Genomic DNA, 20,532 nt, shown 5'->3' with positions numbered 1-20,532 from the left:
CGGCAAGCGAAAGCAAGGCCCTGGTACGGGTCGAACAACCGGCGCAGGTGGACATGGACGACACCCGTCCGGCCCGCTGGGGCGTCTGGATGGTCCTGGCAGGCTTCGGCGGCTTCCTGGTCTGGGCCGTGCTGGCCCCGCTGGATGCCGGCGTGGTGGCCAACGCCACGGTCAACGTCACCAATGCGCGCAAGACCGTCCAGCACCTTACCGGCGGCACGGTGGACGCCATCCTGGTGCGTGAGGGCGACAAGGTGCGCGCCGGCCAGGAGCTGCTGCGGCTCGACCCGACCCAGGCGATCGCCGAACAGGGCGCCCTGAGCTCCCAGTACATAGTCGCCAAGACGGTGGAAGACCGCCTGGTGGCCGAACGCGATGGCGCCGATTCGGTGACCTTCACCCCGTTCCTGCTGGAGCGCTTCGCTGGCGACCCGCGCCTGCAGGAGGCCATCGCCCTGCAACAGCGCCTGTTCCACACCCGCCGCAAGGCACTGCTGGGCGAGATCAGCATCCTGCGCGAGAACCTCAACGGCGCCGAAGAACAACTCAAGGGGCTGCGCCAGGTCCAGGCGACCCGCGCCAGCCAGTCGGGCCTGCTCGGCCAGGAGCTGGAAGGGGTACGCAGCCTGGCAGCCGAGGGCTACATCCCGCGTAACCGCATGCTGGAGTTGGAGCGCAGTGCCTCGGAACTCAATGGTTCCATGGCGCAGAACATCGCCGACATCGGCCGCACCCGTAACCAAATCGCCGAGCTCAAGCTGCGCGTCCTGCAGCGTGAGCAGGACTTCCAGAAGGAAGTGGAATCCCAGCTGACCGACGTGCAGAAGGAGACCACCTCCCTCGGCGAACGCCTGCGCTCGGTGGACTACCAGGTGGACAACACCGTGATCCGCTCGCCCATCGACGGCATAGTCCTGGGCCTCAACGTCGCCACCATCGGCGGTGTCATCCAGCCGGGTGCGCGGATCATGGACGTGGTGCCGGACAAGGAGCCGCTGCAAGTGGACGCCCAGGTGCCGGTGCAGGCGATCGACAAGATGGTGCCGGGGCTGCCTGTGGATATCACCTTCCCGGCCTTCAACCATGCGCAGACCCCCAACATTCCCGGACGGGTGATGACGGTGGCCGCCGACCGCCTGGTGGACGAAGCGAGCAAACAGCCCTATTACTTGACCCAGGTGGAAGTGACCGAAGAAGGCATGAAGTTGCTCGGGCCGAACAATATCCGGGCGGGCATGCCGGCCACCGTGACCATCAAGACCGGCGAGCGCAGCCTCATGAGCTACCTGATGAAACCTCTGCTGGGCCGCGTCGGAAGCGCATTCAAGGAGCAGTGATATGAGAGCCCGGACGGCCATAGCCGGTTTCCTCGGAGCCGTCGCCCTGCCCGCGACCGCCATGGACCTCACTGAAGCCTGGGGCACCTACCAGGTCCAGGGGCCCACCTACCTGGCTTCGGTGCATGAGCGCCAGGCCGGCCAGGAGTACGAGAACCTGGGCAAGGCGGGCCTGCTGCCCAATATCAGCGGCACCGCCTTCTGGAAGCGGGTGGACGGCACCAGCGAGCAGGACGACTTTCTCGGCCGCAGCAACGAAAGCGACCTTAAGTACGACTCGCAGGGCGCGGTGGTGGAACTGCGCCAACCCCTGTTCAACAAGCAGCGCATGGCCGAATACCGCCAGGGAATTCAGCGCACCGATTTCAGTGATGCGGTGTTCGATGCCAAGACCCAGGAGTCCGCGGTCAACCTGGCCAGCCGCTATTTCGCCGTACTCCTGGCCCTGGAAACCATCGACCTGGCGCGGGTCAAGTTGAAGAACCTGGATAACCAGGTGGCGTCGGCCAAGCGCCGCTTCGAGCTGGGCGACGGTACCGTGATCGACATCGACCAGGCCTCCGCCCGGCGCGACCTGGCCCAGGCCGAAGTGATCGAGGCCGAGGACAACCTGCTGGTGGCCCGGCGCCTGTTGCAGGAGTTGCTCGGCGTGCTGCCGGAAGAGATGTCCACCTTGCGCACCGAGTTCCCCACCCCTCCGCTGGATCCACCGACCCTGCAGGACTGGATCAACGATGCGCGGGCCAACAACCCCGGCATCATCGCCCGCACCCGCAGCCTGGATATCGCCGACGAAGAAGTGAACCGGGCCAAGGCCGGGCACTGGCCGACCCTGGACCTGGTGGCGGCCTACAACGATTCGGAAAGCGACTCGGTTTCCACCCAGGACCAGCGCAACAAATACGGCTCCCTCGGGGTGGAACTGCGCGTGCCGATCTTCACCGGTGGCGCCACCAGCGCCCAGGTGCGCCAGGCGGCCGCCAACCGCGAGCTGGCCAACGACCAGCTGAATTCCAGCCGCGAGGAAGTGCTCTCCGGTACCACCCGCGAGTTCCGTGGCGTGCAGAGCGGCGAGCAGCGGGTACGTGCGCTGGAGAAGGCGGTGGTGTCCAGCGAACGGGCCCAGGACTCCGCGCGCAAGGGCTTCCAGGCCGGCACCAGTACCAACCTGGATATCCTCAATGCCGAGGAGCAGGCGTTCATCGCCCGCCGCGACCTGCTGGAGGCCAAGCTGCGCTACCTGCTGTCGCGCCTGCGCCTGGCGGCGTCCGTGGGCTCCCTGGGCACCGATGATATCCAGCAGGCCAACGAGTACCTGGGGCCGTCGCTGTCGATGCACCCGTGAGGGTAATTGGTTATCGGGTGGAGGGGGCTTCAAGTTAGGTCGTTATTTTTATTGCCGAGTGGGCATTGGGTTTCTGTTTCGCCCTCCCGGGCGAGTCACTTCTGGCAGTCGTCGGGGTGCCGAACCACCCAGAAGTAACCAAGAGGGCTTGCCCCACCATGCGGGTTTGGCTGCGCCAAACTCCCCTCGCTCCATCCTTGCGCCGGGGGGCCGCCGCGAAGGGCCATCCATGGCCCTGCGCGGCTCTCGCGGCATCCATGCCGCTCGCCCCCCTCTGCAAGGATTCCGCTCGGCCTCCTGAAGGGGCGATTCGCGCGGCGTCATCTTCGCTGCCTCGCTTCAGGCTGGTATAGGCATCAGTTTTCAGCTTGTAGGATGGGTTGAGCGGAGCGATACCCATGCGGACAAGGCTGATGGGTATCGCAAGCTCAACGGAACGCCGCCCGACCCATCCTACGTCGCTCCCGCTTGCGGGAGAGGGCCGGGGGGTGTGGGAAGTGTCAGAGCGCAGGGTTCAGGGACGTGGCGCTCATCCGCAAATCGCCAGTCCGTTGTGTCTTCCCCCGCGGTCATTTCTCCCAATTGCCTCACCGCGCCGCACTCACCCCTTCCAGGGTGGCGAAGGACGTGTCCTTGGCGGTCAGCAGGAAGTCGCGCATGAAGGGCGCGTCGAGCATGTCGGCGCGGATAGCCGCATAGAGGGTGCAGAGCAGGCCCTTCTCGCCAAGTCGCTTGGCGGTCACATAGCCCCGCGAACTGTATTCGTGCAGCGCCCAGTTCGGCAGGCAGCAGACGCCACGGCCGCTGGCCACCAGCTGCATCATCATCACCGTGAGTTCCGAGGTGCGCACCTGCGCCGGTTCGATGTCGGCCGGCTCGAGGAAACGGGTGAAGATATCCAGCCGATCCCGTTCCACGGGGTAGGTGATCAGGGTCAGGCTGGCCAGGTCTTCGGGGACGATGAAGGGCTTGCCCGCCAGGGCGTGCTGGTTGTCCACCGCCAGCAGCGCTTCGTAGGTGAACAGGGGCACATAGGTGATGCCGGCCAGCTCCACCGGGTCCGACGTCACCACCAGGTCCAGGTCGCCACGGGCGAGAGCGGGCAAGGGGGCGAAGGAGAAGCCCGAGGCCAGGTCCAGTTCCACCTCCGGCCAGGCGTCGCGGAACTGGTCGATGGTGGGCATCAGCCACTGGAAGCAGCTGTGGCACTCGATGGCCATGTGCAGCCGGCCCGCGGTGCCGCCGGCCAGGCGCGCCAGGTCGCGTTCGGCGCTGCGCAGTTGCGGCAGCACGCTGTCGGCCAGTTGCAGCAGGCGCAGGCCGGCGCTGGTGAAGCGGACGGGCTTGGTCTTGCGCACGAACAATGGCAGCCCGACGCGCTCTTCCAGTTCCTTGAACTGGTGGGAGAGGGCGGACTGGGTCAGGTGCAGGCGTTCGGCGGCTTCCACCAGGCTGTCGGCTTCGCGCAGGGCTTGCAGGGTCTTGAGATGGCGCAGCTCAAGCATGGGTGGCTCCATGAATGAAATTTGAGACAAACACGAATTTATTGAGTTTGTCTCAAGTAGCCACGACTGTCGACAATTCGCTCCATTACTTAGATGGAGATTCGACACATGGCCCTTTCCCATTCCCTCGGCTTCCCGCGCATCGGTCGCGACCGTGAACTGAAGAAGGCACAGGAGGCCTTCTGGAAGGGCGAGCTGGACGAAGCCGGCCTGCGCGCCGTTGGCCGCCAGTTGCGCGCCGAGCACTGGCAGTTGCAGAAGGATGCCGGCATCGAGCTGCTGCCGGTGGGCGACTTTGCCTGGTACGACCAGGTGCTCACCCATTCCCTGACCTTCGGTGTCGTTCCCGAGCGTTTCCGTCCCCACTCCGGCACGCCGGATCTTTCGACGCTGTTCGCCATGGCGCGCGGCGTCGGCAAGGGCTGCTGCGGCGGCGCCCACGCCCAGGAGATGACCAAATGGTTCGACACCAACTATCACTATCTCGTCCCCGAATTCACCGCTGACCAGCAGTTCGCCCTGAGCTGGGAGCAGCTGTTCGAGGAAGTGGACGAAGCCCGGGCCCTGGGGCACACCGTGAAGCCCGTGATCATCGGCCCGCTGACCTACCTCTGGCTGGGCAAGGTCAAGGGCGAAACCGAAGGCTTCGACAAGCTCGAACTGCTCGACCGCCTGCTGCCGGTCTATGGCGAGATCCTCCAGCGCCTGGCCGACCAGGGCGTGGAGTGGGTGCAGATCGACGAGCCGATCCTGGCCCTGGACCTGCCCCAGGACTGGAAGAACGCCTTCGAGCGCGCCTACAACCTGATCCAGCGCGAGCCGCTGAAGAAGCTGATCGCCACCTATTTCGGCGGCCTGGAGGACAACCTCGGCCTGGCCGCCAGCCTGCCCCTGGATGGCCTGCACATCGACCTGGTGCGGGCCCCCGAGCAGTACCCGACCATCCTCGACCGTCTGCCGGCGTACAAGGTGCTGTCCCTGGGCCTGGTCAACGGCCGCAACGTCTGGCGCTGCGACCTGGACAAGGCGCTGGACGTGCTGCGCCATGCCCATGAGCGCCTGGGGGATCGTCTGTGGGTCGCGCCGTCCTGCTCCCTTCTGCACAGCCCGGTGGACCTAGGACGAGAAGACAAGCTGGATGCCGAGCTGAAGGGCTGGCTGGCCTTCGCGGTGCAGAAGTGCGAAGAGGTTGCCCTGTTGTCCCATGCCCTGACCGAGCCGGAAGCGCCGGAAGTGCTCGCGGCCCTGGCCGCCAGCCGTGCCGTGCAGGCCAGCCGCGCCGCCTCGCCGCGCATTCACAAACCGCAGGTGCAGGCTCGCCTGGCGGCGTTGCGTCCCGAGGACAGCCAGCGTCCGTCGCCCTTCGCCGAACGCATCGCCAAGCAGCGTGAAGGCCTTTGCCTGCCGGCGTTCCCCACCACCACTATCGGATCCTTCCCGCAGACCGCGGCCATCCGCCTGGCGCGCCAGGCCTTCAAGCAGGGCAAGCTGTCGGAGGCCGAATACACCGAGGCCATGCACAGCGAAATCCGCCACGCGGTGCAGGTGCAGGAGCGCCTGGACCTGGACGTGCTGGTGCATGGCGAGGCCGAGCGCAACGACATGGTGGAGTACTTCGCCGAACAACTGGACGGCTACGCCTTCACCCGCTTCGGCTGGGTACAGAGCTACGGTTCGCGCTGCGTGAAACCGGCGGTGATCGTCGGCGACCTGAGCCGTCCGCAGGCCATGACCGTGGAATGGATCAAGTACGCCCAGGGCCTGACCGCCAAGTGGATGAAGGGCATGCTGACCGGCCCGGTGACCATGCTGATGTGGTCCTTCCCCCGCGAGGACGTATCCCGCGAGGTGCAGGCCAGGCAGCTGGCACTGGCCATCCGTGATGAAGTGCTGGACCTGGAAGCGGCCGGTATCCGTATCGTGCAGATCGACGAGGCGGCCTTCCGCGAAGGCCTGCCGCTGCGCAAGGCCGAGTGGCAGTCCTACCTGGGCTGGGCCACCGAGGCCTTCCGCCTCACCGCCAGCGGTGTGCGGGACGAAACCCAGATCCACACCCACATGTGCTACAGCGAGTTCAACGACGTGATCGAGTCCATCGCCGCCATGGACGCCGACGTCATCACCATCGAGACCTCGCGCTCGGACATGGAACTGCTGGACGCCTTCGAGGCCTTCGCCTACCCGAACGAGATCGGCCCGGGGGTCTACGACATCCACTCGCCACGGGTCCCGGACAGCGCCGAGATGGCCAAGCTGCTGCGCAAGGCCGCCGAACGCATCCCCGCCGAGCGGCTCTGGGTCAACCCGGACTGCGGCCTGAAGACCCGTGCCTGGCCGGAAACCGAGGCGGCGCTGGTGAACATGGTGGCGGCGGCGCGGCAGTTGCGGGCGGAGTTCAACTGCCGTTGAGTTGCACCCGTCTGCACGACACAAGGTCGGTTTGAACGCGTAACTGTCTTTTACCCGATATGGAACCTGAGCTAGGATCCGAGCCTGGTCTCACGGATGAAGACTTGCCAGGCAAAGGAACGCGGAGCTGTCGGGATTTTTCGTATCGCCCAGTCTTGCAGGATTGGGCGATTTCCCCCCAGGGCCCTGGCCCGTCTCCCGATGCAGGTTCCCCCCCTCGCGCAATCTCCAGTCCTCGGCCACCAGTTCCGGGACTGGCAGCCATTTTCCCGGACTCGAACGCTGCGTGGCCGCCTCGGTCAGCTCATTCAGATGAATGATGCCTGATTGATGGCCAGTGGCTACATTACCGGTCATTCCTCGTGGGCCATCGTCGATTTGCCCGCACCGGAATTCGGTTCGACATCCGTTGAGCGTTTCGGCGGACAGCACGTAACGAAAAGGAGATTCTGAAAAATGGCAAATTTGGTCGGTGGATTGGGCGGAGCTTCGGGTTTCGGCGAGAACCAGGTGACGCGAAATGACGATGGCTATTCGTCGAGCATCGATGTCAGTTCGATCTTCGGTGCCGCCGGGATCAACTTCTTCGGTACGAACTACACCAGTCTCTTTGTAAACACCAACGGCAGCATCACCTTCGGCTCTGGCGAATCCACCTACACGCCTTACGGCATGCAGAACTCCTCGCGAGCCATGATCGCGCCCTTCTTCGCGGACGTGGATACCCGTGGTGGCACGACCACAGCCACGCCGGGCGGCACTTCCAAGGGTACCAACCTGGTCCACTACGACCTGGATTCGACCGGCAACGGCGTGCTGACCGTCACCTGGGACGATGTGGGTTACTACAACTCGAAAATCGACAAGCTCAATGCCTTCCAGCTCCAGTTGGTCGGCACCGGCAACGGCAACTTCGATGTGATTTTCCGCTACGAGAACATCAACTGGACCACCGGTAGCGCCAGTGGCGGCACCAATGGCTTGGGTGGGACCGTGGCGCGTGCCGGCTACTCCACCGGGGACGGTACGTCCTGGTACGAGTTGTCTCAGTCCGGCAACCAGTCAGCGATTCTCGACCTGGAAACCACTCCGGGGAACACGGGGGTCGCGGGCTATTATCGTTTCAGCGTGGTCAGCGGTACCGCCGGCAACGACAACATGGTCGGCACGGCGGGCAACGACTCCCTCTACGGCTCCACCGGCAACGACATCATCCGCGGCCTGGCGGGCAACGATCTCCTCTATGGCAGTGGCGGAACCGATAGCCTCTACGGTGGTACGGGTGACGATACCTACGTCATCGACGCCCAGGACGCCCTGTACGAACTGGCGAACGAAGGGGTCGACACCGTCCAGGCAGGCTTCGACTACACACTGCTGAACAACTTCGAGAACCTGGTGTTGGCGGGCACCGGCAACATCAATGGAACCGGTAACGCTGGCAACAACACCTTGTTCAGCAACCTCGGCAACAACGTCTTCAATGGCGCTGGCGGATTCGATTACGTCTCCTACGAATTCTCCACCAGCAGCGTCACCGTCGACTTGTCCCAGACAGCGTCCCAGTTCACCAGTCACGGTAGCGATACCTTCATCTCGATCGAAGGCGTCATCGGGACGGACCGGGGCGACACGCTCACTGGTAACGCCCTGGCCAACACGCTGATCGGGGGGGAGGGCCTTGACCAGTTGAATGGCGGGGCTGGCAACGATGTACTCAATGGCGGCGGCGGTAACGACACCATGATTGGTGGGGATGGTTCCGACACCTACTACGTGGACAGCGTCGACGACGTGGTTTCGGAAACCAACGCCGTACTGGCCAGTGGTGGTTCCGATACCGTCTACAGCTACCTGGCGTCCTATACCCTGGGCACCAATCTCGAGAACCTGCGCCTGCTCTCCAGTGGCGCGGCCAACGGTATCGGCAACGCTCTGAACAACGTGATCTATGCGGGTGCCGGCAATAACGTGCTCAATGGCGGCGCGGGCGTGGACACCGCGTCCTATGCCTTTGCCACTGCGGGCGTAACGGCCAGCCTGGCGGTGACCACCGCCCAGGCCACTGGTGGTTCGGGCTCCGACACCCTGGTGGCATTCGAGAACCTGACCGGCAGTGCCTTCAACGACCAGTTGACCGGCAACGCGGCCGCCAACGTCCTGAGTGGCCTGGCGGGCAACGATATCCTCAATGGTGGTGCCGGCAACGACACCATGATCGGAGGGGACGGTTCCGATGCCTACTACGTGGATAGCGTCGGCGACGTGGTCCAGGAGACCAATGCGGTGTTGGCTACCGGTGGCTCCGATACGGTCTACAGCTACCTGTCGTCCTATACCCTGGGCGCCAATGTCGAGCACCTGCGCCTGATGTCCGCCGGCGTGGCCAATGGCACCGGCAATGCTCTGAACAACGTGATCTACGCGGGCGCCGGCAACAACGTGCTGAATGGCGGCGCGGGCGTGGACACCGCGTCCTATGCCTTTGCCACCGCTGGCGTGACGGCCAACCTGGCGGTGACCACCGCCCAGGCCACGGGCGGTTCGGGCTCCGACACCCTGCTGGCATTCGAGAACCTGACTGGCAGCGCCTTCAACGATCGGCTGACTGGCAACGCGGCCGCCAACGTCCTGAGCGGCCTGGCGGGCAACGATATCCTCAATGGTGGTGCCGGCAACGACACCATGATCGGAGGGGACGGTTCCGATGCCTACTACGTGGATAGCGTCGGCGACGTGGTCCAGGAGACCAATGCGGTGCTGGCCACCGGTGGCTCCGATACGGTCTACAGTTACCTGTCGTCCTATACCCTGGGCGCCAATGTCGAGCACCTGCGCCTGATGGCCGCCGGCGTGGCCAATGGCACCGGCAACGCTCTGAACAACGTGATCTACGCGGGCGCCGGCAACAACGTGCTCAATGGCGGCGCGGGCGTGGACACCGCGTTCTATGCCTTTGCCACCGCTGGCGTGACGGCCAACCTGGCGGTGACTACCGCCCAGGCCACGGGCGGTTCGGGCTCCGACACCCTGCTGGCATTCGAGAACCTGACCGGCAGCGCCTTCAACGACCGGTTGACCGGTAACGCGGCCGCCAACGTCCTGAATGGCCAGGCGGGCAACGATATCCTCAACGGTGGTGCCGGCAACGACATCATGATCGGTGGCGACGGTTCCGATACTTACTACGTGGATAGTGTCGGCGACGTGGTCCAGGAGACCAACGCGGTGTTGGCTACCGGTGGCTCCGATACGGTCTACAGCTACCTGTCGGCCTATACCCTGGGCGCCAATGTCGAGCATCTGCGCCTGATGGCCGCCGGTGTGGCCAATGGCACCGGCAATGCTCTGAACAACGTGATCTACGCGGGCGCCGGCAACAACGTGCTGAATGGCGGCGCGGGCGTGGACACCGCGTCCTATGCCTTTGCCACTGCGGGCGTGACGGCCAGCCTGGCTGTGACTACCGCCCAGGCCACCGGTGGTTCTGGCACCGACACCCTGCTGGCATTCGAGAACCTGACTGGCAGCGCCTTCAACGACCGGCTGACCGGCAACGCCGCCGCGAACGTGCTGGTCGGCGGTGGCGGCACGGACCAGTTGACCGGTGGGGCGGGGGCCGACCTGTTCGCCTTTGCTGCCCTGAGCGACATGGGGATTGGTGCGCTGCGTGACGTGATCACTGATTTCCGCAGCAGCGACGGCGACAGGATCGTCCTGTCCGCCATCGATGCGCGGCCCGGTACAGTGGCCAATGACGCGTTCAGCTTCATTGGTTCGGCGGCGTTCAGTGCCACCGACGCCACGGGACAGCTTCGCTTTGCCAACGGCATCCTCTCGGGCAGTACCGATGCGGACGCCGCGGCAGAGTTCGAGATTTCCCTAGTGGGGGTGTCGACCTTGACGGCCGAAAGCATCATTGCCTGATCGGCGGGAGTTGCTCCCCTAGGCCGTGGGCCTGCTGGTCGGCGTGGTAGGAAGAACGCACCAGCGGGCCCGAGGCGACATTCGAAAAGCCCATCCCGGCACCTTTTTCGGCAAACCAGGCGAAAGTGTCGGGGTGGACGAAACGCTGTACCGGCAGGTGGCTGCGCGAGGGTTGCAGGTACTGGCCGAGGGTGAGCATGTCGATACCGTGCTCGCGCATGCGCTGCATCGTTTCGATCACTTCGTCATCGGTCTCGCCCAGGCCCAGCATCAGGCCGGACTTGGTCGGCACCTGGGGCACGCGCCGTTTGAAGTTCTCCAGCAGGTCCAGTGACCACTCGAAGTCCGAGCCCGGGCGTGCGGCCTTGTACAGGCGCGGCACGGTTTCCAGGTTGTGGTTGAACACATCCGGTGGCTCCCGCTCGGTAATGTCCAGGGCCACGTCCATGCGCCCGCGGTAGTCCGGCACCAGGGTTTCCAGCTGGATGCCGGGGCACAGGGAGCGGATTTCCCGCAGGCAGTCGGCGAAATGCCGGGCACCGCCGTCGCGCAGGTCGTCGCGGTCCACCGAGGTGATCACCACGTACTTCAGGCGCAGGTCGGCGATGGCGATGGCCAGGTTCTTCGGCTCGTCCGCATCCAGCGGCTTCGGCCGGCCGTGGCCGACGTCGCAGAACGGGCAGCGGCGGGTGCAGATGTCGCCCATGATCATGAAGGTGGCGGTGCCGCCGGCGAAGCATTCGCCCAGGTTCGGGCAGGAGGCTTCCTCGCAGACGCTGTGCAGCTTGTGCTTGCGCAGCAGTTGCTTGATCCGTGCGACCTCCGGCGAGGAAGCGATGGGTACGCGAATCCACTCCGGTTTGCGCGGTACCTCCTCGGTTGGAATGATCTTCACCGGAATGCGCGCCACCTTTTCGGCGCCGCGCAGTTTCACGCCGGCCTCTACGGGCTGCGGACGCGACGCGATCTGGGTTTCAGTCATGCACTTGCTCCTGTCCGTTCGAGGAAGCCGCGCGCCATCAGCCGCGGTAGTAGCGCTGGGGTACGAAGGGCGTGCGCACCACGCGCATGGGCAGTGGCTTGCCGCGCACCAGGGCGAATACTTCGGTGTCCAGTGTCGCGTAGCGGCTGTCGATGAAGCCCATGGCCAGTGGGCCGCCCAGGCTGGGGCCGAAACCGCCGCTGGTGACTTCACCGATGACCTGCTGCTCGGCGTTGACCAACTGGGTGCCTTCGCGAACCGGGGCACGGCCGCTGGGCAGCAGGCCGACGCGTTTGGCCGCCACGCCGTCGCGCTGGTGAGCCAGGATGCGATCCGCGCCGGGGAAGTTGCCGGCGCGCAGGCCGTCGGCGCGGCGGGCCTTGGAGATGGCCCAGGCCAGGCCGGCTTCGATGGGGGTGGTGGCCTGGCTCATGTCGTGGCCGTAGAGGCACAGGCCGGCTTCCAGGCGCAGCGAGTCGCGGGCGCCGAGGCCGATGGGCTGGACTTCCGGCTGGGCCAGCAGGGTGCGGGCCAGGGCTTCGGCCTGGGCCACGGGCACGGAAATCTCGTAGCCGTCCTCGCCGGTGTAGCCGGAGCGGCTGACGAAGCACTCCACGCCTTCCAGGCGCACGCTGCCGAACTGCATGAAGGTCATCTTCTGCACTTCCGGCGCCAGACGGCCGAGCACCTCGGCGGCGGCCGGGCCCTGCAGGGCCAGCAGGGCGCGGGATTCGAACAGCGGCTCGATCTCGCATTGCTCGCCGATCTGCTGCTTGAGGTGGGCCAGGTCCTGGTCCTTGCAGGCGGCGTTGACCACCAGGAACAGTTCGTCGTCCGCGAGGCGGGCCACCATCAGGTCGTCGAGGATGCCGCCGTGCTCGTCGGTGAACATCGCGTAGCGCTGGGTGCCCGCCGGCAGGTCGAGGATGTCCACCGGCACCAGGCTTTCCAGGGCGCGGGCGGCGTTCTCGCCACGGAGGATGATCTGGCCCATGTGGGAGACGTCGAACAGGCCGGCCTGCGCGCGGGTGTGCAGGTGCTCCTTGAGCACGCCGAGGGGGTATTGCACCGGCATGTCGTAGCCGGCGAAGGGCACCATGCGCGCGCCGAGTTCGAGGTGCAGGGCGTGCAGCGGGGTCTTGGCGAGGTCAGTCATGTAAGGCTCCAAAGTTGAATTCCAAGCGGGGTGGGACTTCCCTCACCCCAGCCCTCTCCCAAGGGGAGAGGGCGCGAAAAAAATCAGCATTCGATGATGTTCACGGCGAGGCCGCCGCGCGCGGTTTCCTTGTACTTGCTCTTCATGTCGGCGCCGGTCTGGCGCATGGTGCGGATCACCTTGTCGAGCGAGATGAAGTGCTGGCCGTCGCCGCGCAGGGCCATGCGCGCGGCGTTGATGGCCTTCACCGAGCCCATGGCGTTGCGCTCGATGCAGGGCACCTGGACCAGGCCGCCCACCGGGTCGCAGGTGAGCCCCAGGTTATGCTCCATGCCGATCTCGGCGGCGTTCTCCACCTGCTGCGGGGTGCCGCCGAGGACTTCGCACAGCGCGCCGGCGGCCATCGAGCAGGCCACGCCCACCTCGCCCTGGCAGCCCACTTCGGCGCCGGAGATGGAGGCGTTCTCCTTGTAGAGGATGCCGATGGCGGCGGCGGTGAGCAGGAAGCGCTCGACGCCGTCGTCGTTGGCGCCCGGCACGAAGCGGCTGTAGTAGTGCAGCACCGCCGGGACGATGCCGGCCGCGCCGTTGGTGGGCGCGGTGACCACGCGGCCGCCGGTGGCGTTCTCCTCGTTCACCGCCAGGGCGTAGAGGTTGACCCAGTCGAGCACCGAGAGGCTGTCCTTGAGGCTGGCTTCCGGGCTCTCGCTGAGCTGGCGGTAGAGCGCGGCGGCGCGGCGCTTGACCTTGAGCCCGCCGGGCATGATGCCTTCCTTGCGGCAGCCGACCTTCACGCAGTCCTGCATCACCTGCCAGATCTTCATCAGGCCGGCGCTGGTCTCCTCGGGGGTGCGCCAGGCCATTTCGTTCTCGCGCATCAGGGCGCTGACCGGGAGGCCGGTGGCGACGCAGTGGGCGAGCAGGTCCTTGGCGGTCTTGAAGGGGTAGGGCAGCGGCGTGCGGTCTTCGACGATGCGGTCCAGGCCGGCGGCTTCTTCATCCACCACGAAGCCGCCACCCACCGAGTAGTACTCGCGGGAGCGGATCTGGATGCCGGCGTCGTCGAAGGCGCGGAAGATCATGCCGTTGGGGTGGTAGGGCAGCGGCTTGCGAATCATCGCCAGATGCTCCCTTTCCACGAAGGGGATGGTCTTCTCGCCACCCAGGCACAGCTCGCCGCGCTGGCGGATGCCGGCCAGGCGTTCGTCCACGCGTTCGGTGTCGACGGTGTCGGGTTGCTCGCCTTCCAGGCCCAGCAGCACGGCCTTGTCGCTGCCGTGGCCCTTGCCGGTGGCGCCGAGGGAGCCGTACAGCTCGACTTTCAGGCTCTGGGTGTCGGCCAGCAGGGACTCCCGGCGCAGGCCATCGACGAAGCGTGCGGCGGCGCGCATCGGCCCCACCGTGTGAGAGCTGGAAGGGCCGATACCGATCTTGAACAGGTCGAAGACGCTGAGGGACATGGTCCGTCTCCGCTCGGTCAGGCCGGGTACACCGGGAAGCGTGCGCAGAGCGCCGCCACTTGCCGGGCCACCTGGGCCTCGACGTCGGCATCGCCGAGGTGGTCGAGGATGTCGCAGATCCAGCCGGCCAGTTCCAGGCTCTGGGCTTCCTTGAAGCCGCGGCTGGTGATGGCCGGGGTACCGATGCGCACGCCGGAGGTGACGAAGGGCGACTGCGGGTCGTTGGGCACGGCGTTCTTGTTCACGGTGATGCCGGCGCGGCCGAGGGCGGCGTCCGCCTCTTTGCCGGTCTTGCCCTGCTTGATCAGGCTGACCAGGAACAGGTGGTTGTCGGTGCCGCCGGAGACCACGTCGTAGCCGCGCTCGATGAACACCTTGGCCATGGCCTGGGCGTTCTTGATGACCTGGGCCTGGTACTCCTTGAAGCCGGGCTCCAGGGCTTCCTTGAAGCACACCGCCTTGGCCGCGATCACGTGCATCAGCGGGCCACCCTGGGCACCGGGGAACACGGCGGAGTTGAGCTTCTTCTCGATCTCTTCGTTGGCCTTGGCCAGGATCAGGCCGCCGCGCGGACCGCGCAGGGTCTTGTGGGTGGTGGTGGTGACCACGTCGGCGTAGCGCAGCGGGTTCGGGTACAGGCCGGCGGCCACCAGGCCGGCGACGTGGGCCATGTCGACGAACAGCAGCGCACCCACCTTGTCGGCGATGGCGCGGAAGCGCGGGAAGTCGAGGGTCTTGGAGTAGGCGGAGAAGCCGGCGACGATCATCTTCGGCTTGTGCTCCACGGCCAGGCGCTCGACTTCGTCGTAGTCGATCAGGCCGTTGGCGTCGATGCCGTACTGCACGGCGTTGTACAGCTTGCCGGAGGAGGAGACGCTGGCGCCGTGGGTCAGGTGACCGCCGTGGGCCAGGCTCATGCCGAGGATGGTGTCACCGGCCGACAGCAGGGCCAGGTAGACGGCGCTGTTGGCCTGGGAACCGGCGTGGGGCTGGACGTTGGCGTAGTCGGCGCCGAACAGCTGCTTGGCACGATCGATGGCCAACTGCTCGACCTTGTCGACGAACTCGCAACCACCGTAGTAGCGCTTGCCCGGGTAGCCTTCGGCGTACTTGTTGGTCAGCGCCGAGCCCTGGGCTTCCATCACCTGCGGGCTGGTGTAGTTCTCCGAGGCGATCAGCTCGATGTGGTCTTCCTGGCGGGCGGTTTCCTGGCGGATGGCCTCGGCCAGGGCGGGGTCGAAATCGGAGAGGGTCAGGCTCTTGTGGAACATGGTCGGTTTCCTTCTTGTTCGATAAGGGGCGGCAATTACCGTGTAGAGGTCGTTCCAGCGGTGCTCAGGCGTCCATGTACGCCTCGATGGACGGGCAGGCGCAGACCAGGTTGCGGTCGCCGTAGACGTTGTCCACGCGGCCCACCGGCGGCCAGTACTTGCCGTCGATCAGGCTGGCGCTGGGGTACACGGCCAGTTCGCGGCTGTAGCGGTGGGTCCACTCGCCCACCAGTTCGGCGGCGGTGTGCGGCGCGTTCTTCAGCGGGTTGTCGTCCTTGTCCAGCTCGCCGTTCTCCACCGCGCGGATTTCCTCGCGGATGCGGATCATGGCGTCGCAGAAGCGGTCCAGCTCTTCCTTCGACTCGCTCTCGGTGGGCTCGATCATCAGGGTGCCGGGTACCGGGAAGGACATGGTCGGGGCGTGGAAGCCGTAGTCGATCAGGCGCTTGGCCACGTCGTCGACGCTGATGCCGCTGCTCTCCTTGAGCGGGCGCACGTCGAGGATGCACTCGTGGGCCACCAGGCCGTTGCTGCCGGTGTAGAGCACCGGGTAGTGCTCCTCCAGACGGCGGGCGATGTAGTTGGCGTTGAGGATCGCCATCTGGGTGGCGCGGCGCAGGCCTTCGCCGCCCATCATGCGGATGTACATCCAGGTGATCGGCAGGATGCTGGCGCTGCCGAAGGGCGCGGCGCTGACCGCGCCTTGCTTGCGCTCCAACTGGCCGTGGCCCGGCAGGAAGGGCGCCAGGTGGGCCTTCACGCCGATCGGGCCGACGCCCGGGCCGCCGCCGCCGTGGGGGATGCAGAAGGTCTTGTGCAGGTTCAGGTGGGACACGTCGCCGCCGAACTGGCCCGGGGCGCAGAGGCCGACCATGGCGTTCATGTTGGCGCCGTCGATGTACACCTGGCCGCCGTTGGCGTGGATGATCTCGCAGATCTCGCGGATGCCTTCCTCGAACACGCCGTGGGTGGACGGGTAGGTGATCATGATCGCGGCGAGGCGCTCCTTGTGCTCCTCGGCCTTGGCCTTGAGGTCGGCGATGTCCACGTTGCCGCGGGCGTCGCAGGCGGTCACCACCACGCGCATGCCGACCATGCTGGCGGTGGCCGGGTTGGTGCCGTGGGCCGATTGCGGGATCAGGCAGATGTCGCGCTGGTCGTCGCCACGGCTCTGGTGGTAGGCGCGGATGGCCAGCAGGCCCGCGTACTCGCCCTGGGAGCCGGCGTTGGGCTGCAGGGACACGGCGTCATAGCCGGTGGCCTGGCAGAGCATGGCTTCCAGCTCGCGGGTCAGCTCCAGGTAGCCCTGGGACTGCTCGGCCGGCGCGAAGGGGTGCAGGGCGCCGAACTCGGCCCAGGTCACCGGGATCATCTCGCTGGCGGCGTTCAGCTTCATGGTGCAGGAGCCCAGCGGGATCATGCTGCGGTCCAGCGCCAGGTCCTTGTCGGCGAGCTTGCGCAGGTAGCGCATCAGCTCGGTTTCCGAGTGGTAGCGGTTGAACACCGGGTGCTCGAGGATCGCCGACTGGCGCAGCAGGGCGGCCGGCAGGCGGCTGGCGACGCGGGCGGCGAGTGTGGCGAAGGCCGGCAGGGCCTGGCCGTCGGCGAAGATCGCCCAGAGTTGCTCGACGTCGGCCTGGGTGCTGGTCTCGTCGAGGGACAGGCCGAGGCGCGCGGCGTCCACTTCCCGCAGGTTGATGCGTGCGGCGCGGGCCTGGGCGTGCAGGTCGGCGGTCTTGCTGCCGGTGGCCAGGGTCAGGGTGTCGAAGAAGCTTTCCTGCTCCACGGCGAGGCCCAGCTGGGTCAGGCCGTCAGCCAGGATGGCGGTCAGCTGGTGCACGCGGTTGGCGATGCGGGTCAGGCCCTGGGGGCCGTGGTAGACGGCGTACATGCTGGCGATGTTGGCCAGCAGCACCTGGGCGGTGCAGATGTTGCTGGTGGCCTTCTCGCGGCGGATGTGCTGCTCGCGGGTCTGCATGGCCAGGCGCAGGGCCGGCTTGCCGTGGCGGTCGATGGACACGCCGACCAGACGGCCGGGCATGTCGCGCTTGAACGCGTCGCGGGTGGCGAAGTAGGCCGCGTGCGGGCCACCGAAGCCCAGCGGCACGCCGAAGCGCTGGGCGCTGCCCAGGGCGGCGTCGGCGCCGAACTCGCCGGGCGGGGTCAGCAGGGTCAGGGCCAGCAGGTCGGCGGCCACGGCCACCAGGGCGCCTGCGGCGTGGAAACGCTCCACCAGTGCGCGGTAGTCGAAGATGTCGCCGTTGGCGGCCGGGTACTGCAGCAGGGCGCCGAAGTAGGCGCTGGCGTCGCTGATCTCGCGCTCGTCACCGATCACCACCTCGATCCCCAGGGGCTCGGCACGGGTCACCAGTACGTCGAGGGTCTGCGGGTGGCAGTGCTGGGAGGCGAAGAAGGTGTTGCTGGCCTTGTTCTTCGACAGGCGCTTGCAGAAGGTCATGGCCTCGGCGGCGGCGGTGCCTTCGTCGAGCAGGGAGGCGTTGGCCACCGGCAGGCCGGCGAGGTCGCTGACCAGGGTCTGGAAGTTCAGCAGGGCTTCGAGGCGGCCCTGGGAGATTTCCGGCTGGTAGGGGGTGTAGGCGGTGTACCAGGCCGGGTTTTCCAGCAGGTTGCGCAGGATCGGGCTGGGGGTGTGGCAGGGGTAGTAGCCCTGGCCGATGTGGCTCTTGAACAGCTGGTTCTTCGCGGCGATGGCCTTGATGTCGGCCAGGGCCTGGGCCTCGCCCTGGCCAGCCGGCAGGTCGAGCACGCTGGTGCCCTTGATGCTGTCAGGCACCACGCTGGCGATCAGCGCTTCCAGGCTGGGGAAGCCGAGCAGCTCCAGCATGCCGGGGATATCGGCCTCGCGCGGGCCGATATGGCGCGGGACGAACTCGTTGCGTGTGTCCAGGGGGAAACGGGCGAGGCTCATGGCGGTTCCTCCGGCTCAGGCGTGGTCGGCGAGGAAGGCGTCGTAGCCGGCCTGGTCCATCAGGCTGGCGAGTGCCTCGGGGTTGTCCGGGCGGATGCGGAAGAACCAGCCGCCGTCCATGGGGGCTTCGTTGACCAGCTCGGGGTTGTCGGCCAGGGCCTGGTTCACTTCGATCACTTCGCCGTCCAGCGGCATGGCGATGTTGCTGGCGGCCTTCACCGACTCCAGCACGGCCACTTCGGCGCCTTGCTCGTAGCGGCCCGCGTCGGGCAGCTGCACGAACACCACGTCGCCCAGTGCTTCCTGGGCGAAGCTGGTGATGCCGACGGTCAGTTCGCCGGAGGCTTCGACGCGCAGCCATTCGTGTTCGGGAGTGAAACGCAGTGTGCTCATGGGACTTCCTCTTGTTATCGGTTTGGGTTCCGAGTGTTGGGTGAGGCTCGGTTGAGAGAACAAGAGCAAGGGTGGTGCCAGTTATTGAAAATCCATGTATTTCAAAGGCTTGGTGTGAATATTGTTGACGAGCTGAGTTGGCTTGGAGCGATATCGCTCCAGGCCGGGAAGGCCCTTGCGGCCGCCACGGATGAGGAAAGCCCCGGACGCCGGGGCTTGTGGAGAGGTGGAGCGAAATCGCTCCGGTGGAACGTTATCGCGCCGCCAGTCGCTAGCCCCTGGGGATGCCGTACTTGCGCAGGCGCTGGCCGATGGCGGTGTGGGATGTATTCAGCCTGGCGGCCAGCTGCCGGGTGGAGGGGAAGGCGGCATAGAGCTGCTGCAGCAAGTCCTTCTCGAAGCCCTGCACCGCTTCTTCCAGGCTGGTGACCTGCAGGGCGTCGGCCTGGCGCGGGGTGAGGGCGGTACCGGCGAGTTCCAGGTTGTCGCAGTCGATCAGGTTGCTTTCGCTGATGGCGGCGGCCCGGAAGATCACGTTCTGCAGCTGGCGCACGTTGCCCGACCAGGGGTTGCCCAGCAGTACCGGGTAGGTGGCCGGGGCCAGGCGGCAGGGCGGCCGCTGGATCTGCGCGCAGGCCTGGTCGAGGAAGTGCTCGGCGAGCAGGAGGATGTCCTGGCCGCGTTCGCGCAGGGGCGGCACGTCGAGGTTGAGCACGTTCAGGCGATAGAACAGGTCCTCGCGGAAGCCGCCTTCGCTGACCATGCGTTCCAGGGGCCGGTGGGTGGCGCCGACCACGCGCACGTTCACCTGCACTTCGCGGTCGCCGCCCACCCGGCGGAAGCAGCCGTCGCTGAGGAAACGCAGCAGCTTGGCCTGCAGGTACGGGGACATCTCGCCGACTTCATCGAGGAACACCGTGCCGCCGTCGGCCAGTTCCAGCAGGCCCGGCTTGCCGCCGCGCTGGGCGCCGGTGAAGGCTCCCGCCGAGTAACCGAAGAGTTCGCTTTCGGCGAGGCTTTCCGGCAATGCGGCGCAGTTCAGCGCGAGGAACGGGGCGTCCCGGCGGTCGCTCAGGGTGTGGCAGGCACGGGCCACCAGTTCCTTGCCGGTGCCGGTTTCGCCCCGGATCAGCAAGTGCGCGTCCAGCCGGGCGACCTTGCGCAGGCGCGCCTTGAGCTGCTTCAGCGGCGGCGACTTGCCCAGCAGGTTCTCCAGCCCCTCGCCACCTTCGTGGCGCAGGGAGGCCAGGCGTTCGCCGATGCGGCTCGGCGGGTAGAGCGTCAGCAGGCCGCCGGCGATCAGCGGTACGCCGCCGTCCGTTCCGGAGCTGACCGGCGTGGCGTCCAGCAGCAGCGCGATGTCCTTGAGGGCCACCTCGCACATGGGCAGGCGGAATCCGCGCTCGATCAGGGTCCGGGCCAGGTTGGGGTCGTCGAACAGGCCGGACAGCGGCTCGCCCGTGGGGTCGCGCCCGTGGAGCGCCACGAACGAGGGGTTGGCCAGCAGCACGCGGCCGCCGCCATCCACCGCCAGCACCGGGTCGGTCATGGCGGCCAGCAGGGCGTCCAGCTGCAGGTGCCGGCGCTGGCCGGGGAGGATGTCCACCAGGGTGACGTCCTTGACGCCCTGCACCGCGTAGAGAGCGTCGCGCAGTTCGTCGAGCACTTCGGGGCCGAGGGCGGGGGCGTCGATGTAGACGTTGGGCGGGATCATTTCCACCGCCTCGAGGTTGAGGTTGCGTCCGCCGAGCAGGGCGAGGACTTCCTGGGTGATGCCGACACGGTCGATGAAGGTGACGTGGATGCGCATGGGGTCTC

12 protein-coding genes are annotated in these 20,532 nt (G+C 66.5%); 4 read left to right on the top strand and 8 right to left on the bottom strand.

The genetic code is table 11. From position 1 onward, the window contains the following. The first annotated feature begins 53 nt into the window (after window positions 1-53). Window positions 54-1,337, top strand: coding sequence for an HlyD family type I secretion periplasmic adaptor subunit (locus tag PCA10_RS21630; protein ID WP_394296630.1), 1,284 nt, complete (start codon window positions 54-56; stop codon window positions 1,335-1,337). A gap of 1 nt (window position 1,338) precedes the next feature. Further along, window positions 1,339-2,682 (top strand): TolC family outer membrane protein, encoded by a 1,344-nt coding sequence (locus PCA10_RS21625; protein ID WP_016494219.1) that lies wholly within the window; start codon window positions 1,339-1,341, stop codon window positions 2,680-2,682. 587 nt (window positions 2,683-3,269) lie between these two features. Here the strand turns inward: PCA10_RS21625 and metR are convergent. Continuing rightward, window positions 3,270-4,187: a transcriptional regulator MetR gene (gene metR, locus PCA10_RS21620; RefSeq protein WP_016494217.1), complete on the bottom strand. Its 918-nt coding sequence runs from the start codon at window positions 4,185-4,187 to the stop codon at window positions 3,270-3,272. A gap of 108 nt (window positions 4,188-4,295) precedes the next feature. Between metR and metE the strand changes: the two genes are divergently transcribed. After that, complete coding sequence (gene metE / locus PCA10_RS21615) at window positions 4,296-6,596, top strand: 5-methyltetrahydropteroyltriglutamate--homocysteine S-methyltransferase (protein ID WP_016494216.1); 2,301 nt, start codon at window positions 4,296-4,298, stop codon at window positions 6,594-6,596. A gap of 456 nt (window positions 6,597-7,052) precedes the next feature. Further along, on the top strand, window positions 7,053-10,523 hold the full coding sequence (locus PCA10_RS31185; RefSeq protein ID WP_016494215.1) for a beta strand repeat-containing protein: 3,471 nt from the start codon (window positions 7,053-7,055) through the stop codon (window positions 10,521-10,523). Here the strand turns inward: PCA10_RS31185 and lipA are convergent. The 7 genes from lipA to PCA10_RS21575 all read right to left on the bottom strand — a co-directional run bounded on the left by lipA (window position 10,513) and on the right by PCA10_RS21575 (window position 20,524). Then, window positions 10,513-11,505, bottom strand: coding sequence for a lipoyl synthase (gene lipA / locus PCA10_RS21605; RefSeq protein WP_016494214.1), 993 nt, complete (start codon window positions 11,503-11,505; stop codon window positions 10,513-10,515). The two genes, PCA10_RS31185 and lipA, sit on opposite strands and share 11 nt — an antisense overlap. A gap of 37 nt (window positions 11,506-11,542) precedes the next feature. Beyond that, on the bottom strand, window positions 11,543-12,661 hold the full coding sequence (gcvT, locus tag PCA10_RS21600) for a glycine cleavage system aminomethyltransferase GcvT (RefSeq protein WP_016494213.1): 1,119 nt from the start codon (window positions 12,659-12,661) through the stop codon (window positions 11,543-11,545). Window positions 12,662-12,744: 83 nt separating this feature from the next. Continuing rightward, window positions 12,745-14,121 (bottom strand): L-serine ammonia-lyase, encoded by a 1,377-nt coding sequence (locus tag PCA10_RS21595; protein WP_016494212.1) that lies wholly within the window; start codon window positions 14,119-14,121, stop codon window positions 12,745-12,747. Window positions 14,122-14,138: 17 nt separating this feature from the next. Next, entirely contained in the window at window positions 14,139-15,392 is a 1,254-nt protein-coding gene (gene glyA, locus PCA10_RS21590) for a serine hydroxymethyltransferase (RefSeq protein ID WP_016494211.1), read from the bottom strand. Between the two features lie 64 nt (window positions 15,393-15,456). Then, the gene (gene gcvP / locus PCA10_RS21585) at window positions 15,457-18,321 is read right to left on the bottom strand and encodes an aminomethyl-transferring glycine dehydrogenase (protein WP_016494210.1); all 2,865 of its coding nucleotides are present in this window, start codon (window positions 18,319-18,321) and stop codon (window positions 15,457-15,459) included. Window positions 18,322-18,336: 15 nt separating this feature from the next. Further along, window positions 18,337-18,714 carry a glycine cleavage system protein GcvH gene (gene gcvH / locus PCA10_RS21580; RefSeq protein ID WP_016494209.1) on the bottom strand — a complete coding sequence of 126 codons (378 nt, stop codon included), beginning with the start codon at window positions 18,712-18,714 and terminating at the stop codon, window positions 18,337-18,339. A gap of 271 nt (window positions 18,715-18,985) precedes the next feature. After that, window positions 18,986-20,524: a sigma-54-dependent transcriptional regulator gene (locus PCA10_RS21575; protein WP_016494208.1), complete on the bottom strand. Its 1,539-nt coding sequence runs from the start codon at window positions 20,522-20,524 to the stop codon at window positions 18,986-18,988. Between the last annotated feature and the right edge of the window lie 8 nt (window positions 20,525-20,532).

Origin of the sequence: Pseudomonas resinovorans NBRC 106553, from assembly GCF_000412695.1 — a bacterium.
GTDB classification, from domain to species: domain Bacteria; phylum Pseudomonadota; class Gammaproteobacteria; order Pseudomonadales; family Pseudomonadaceae; genus Metapseudomonas; species Metapseudomonas resinovorans_A.
The sequence above is the reverse complement of the archived record's forward strand: the minus strand, read 5'-3'. Positions and strand labels throughout refer to the sequence as shown.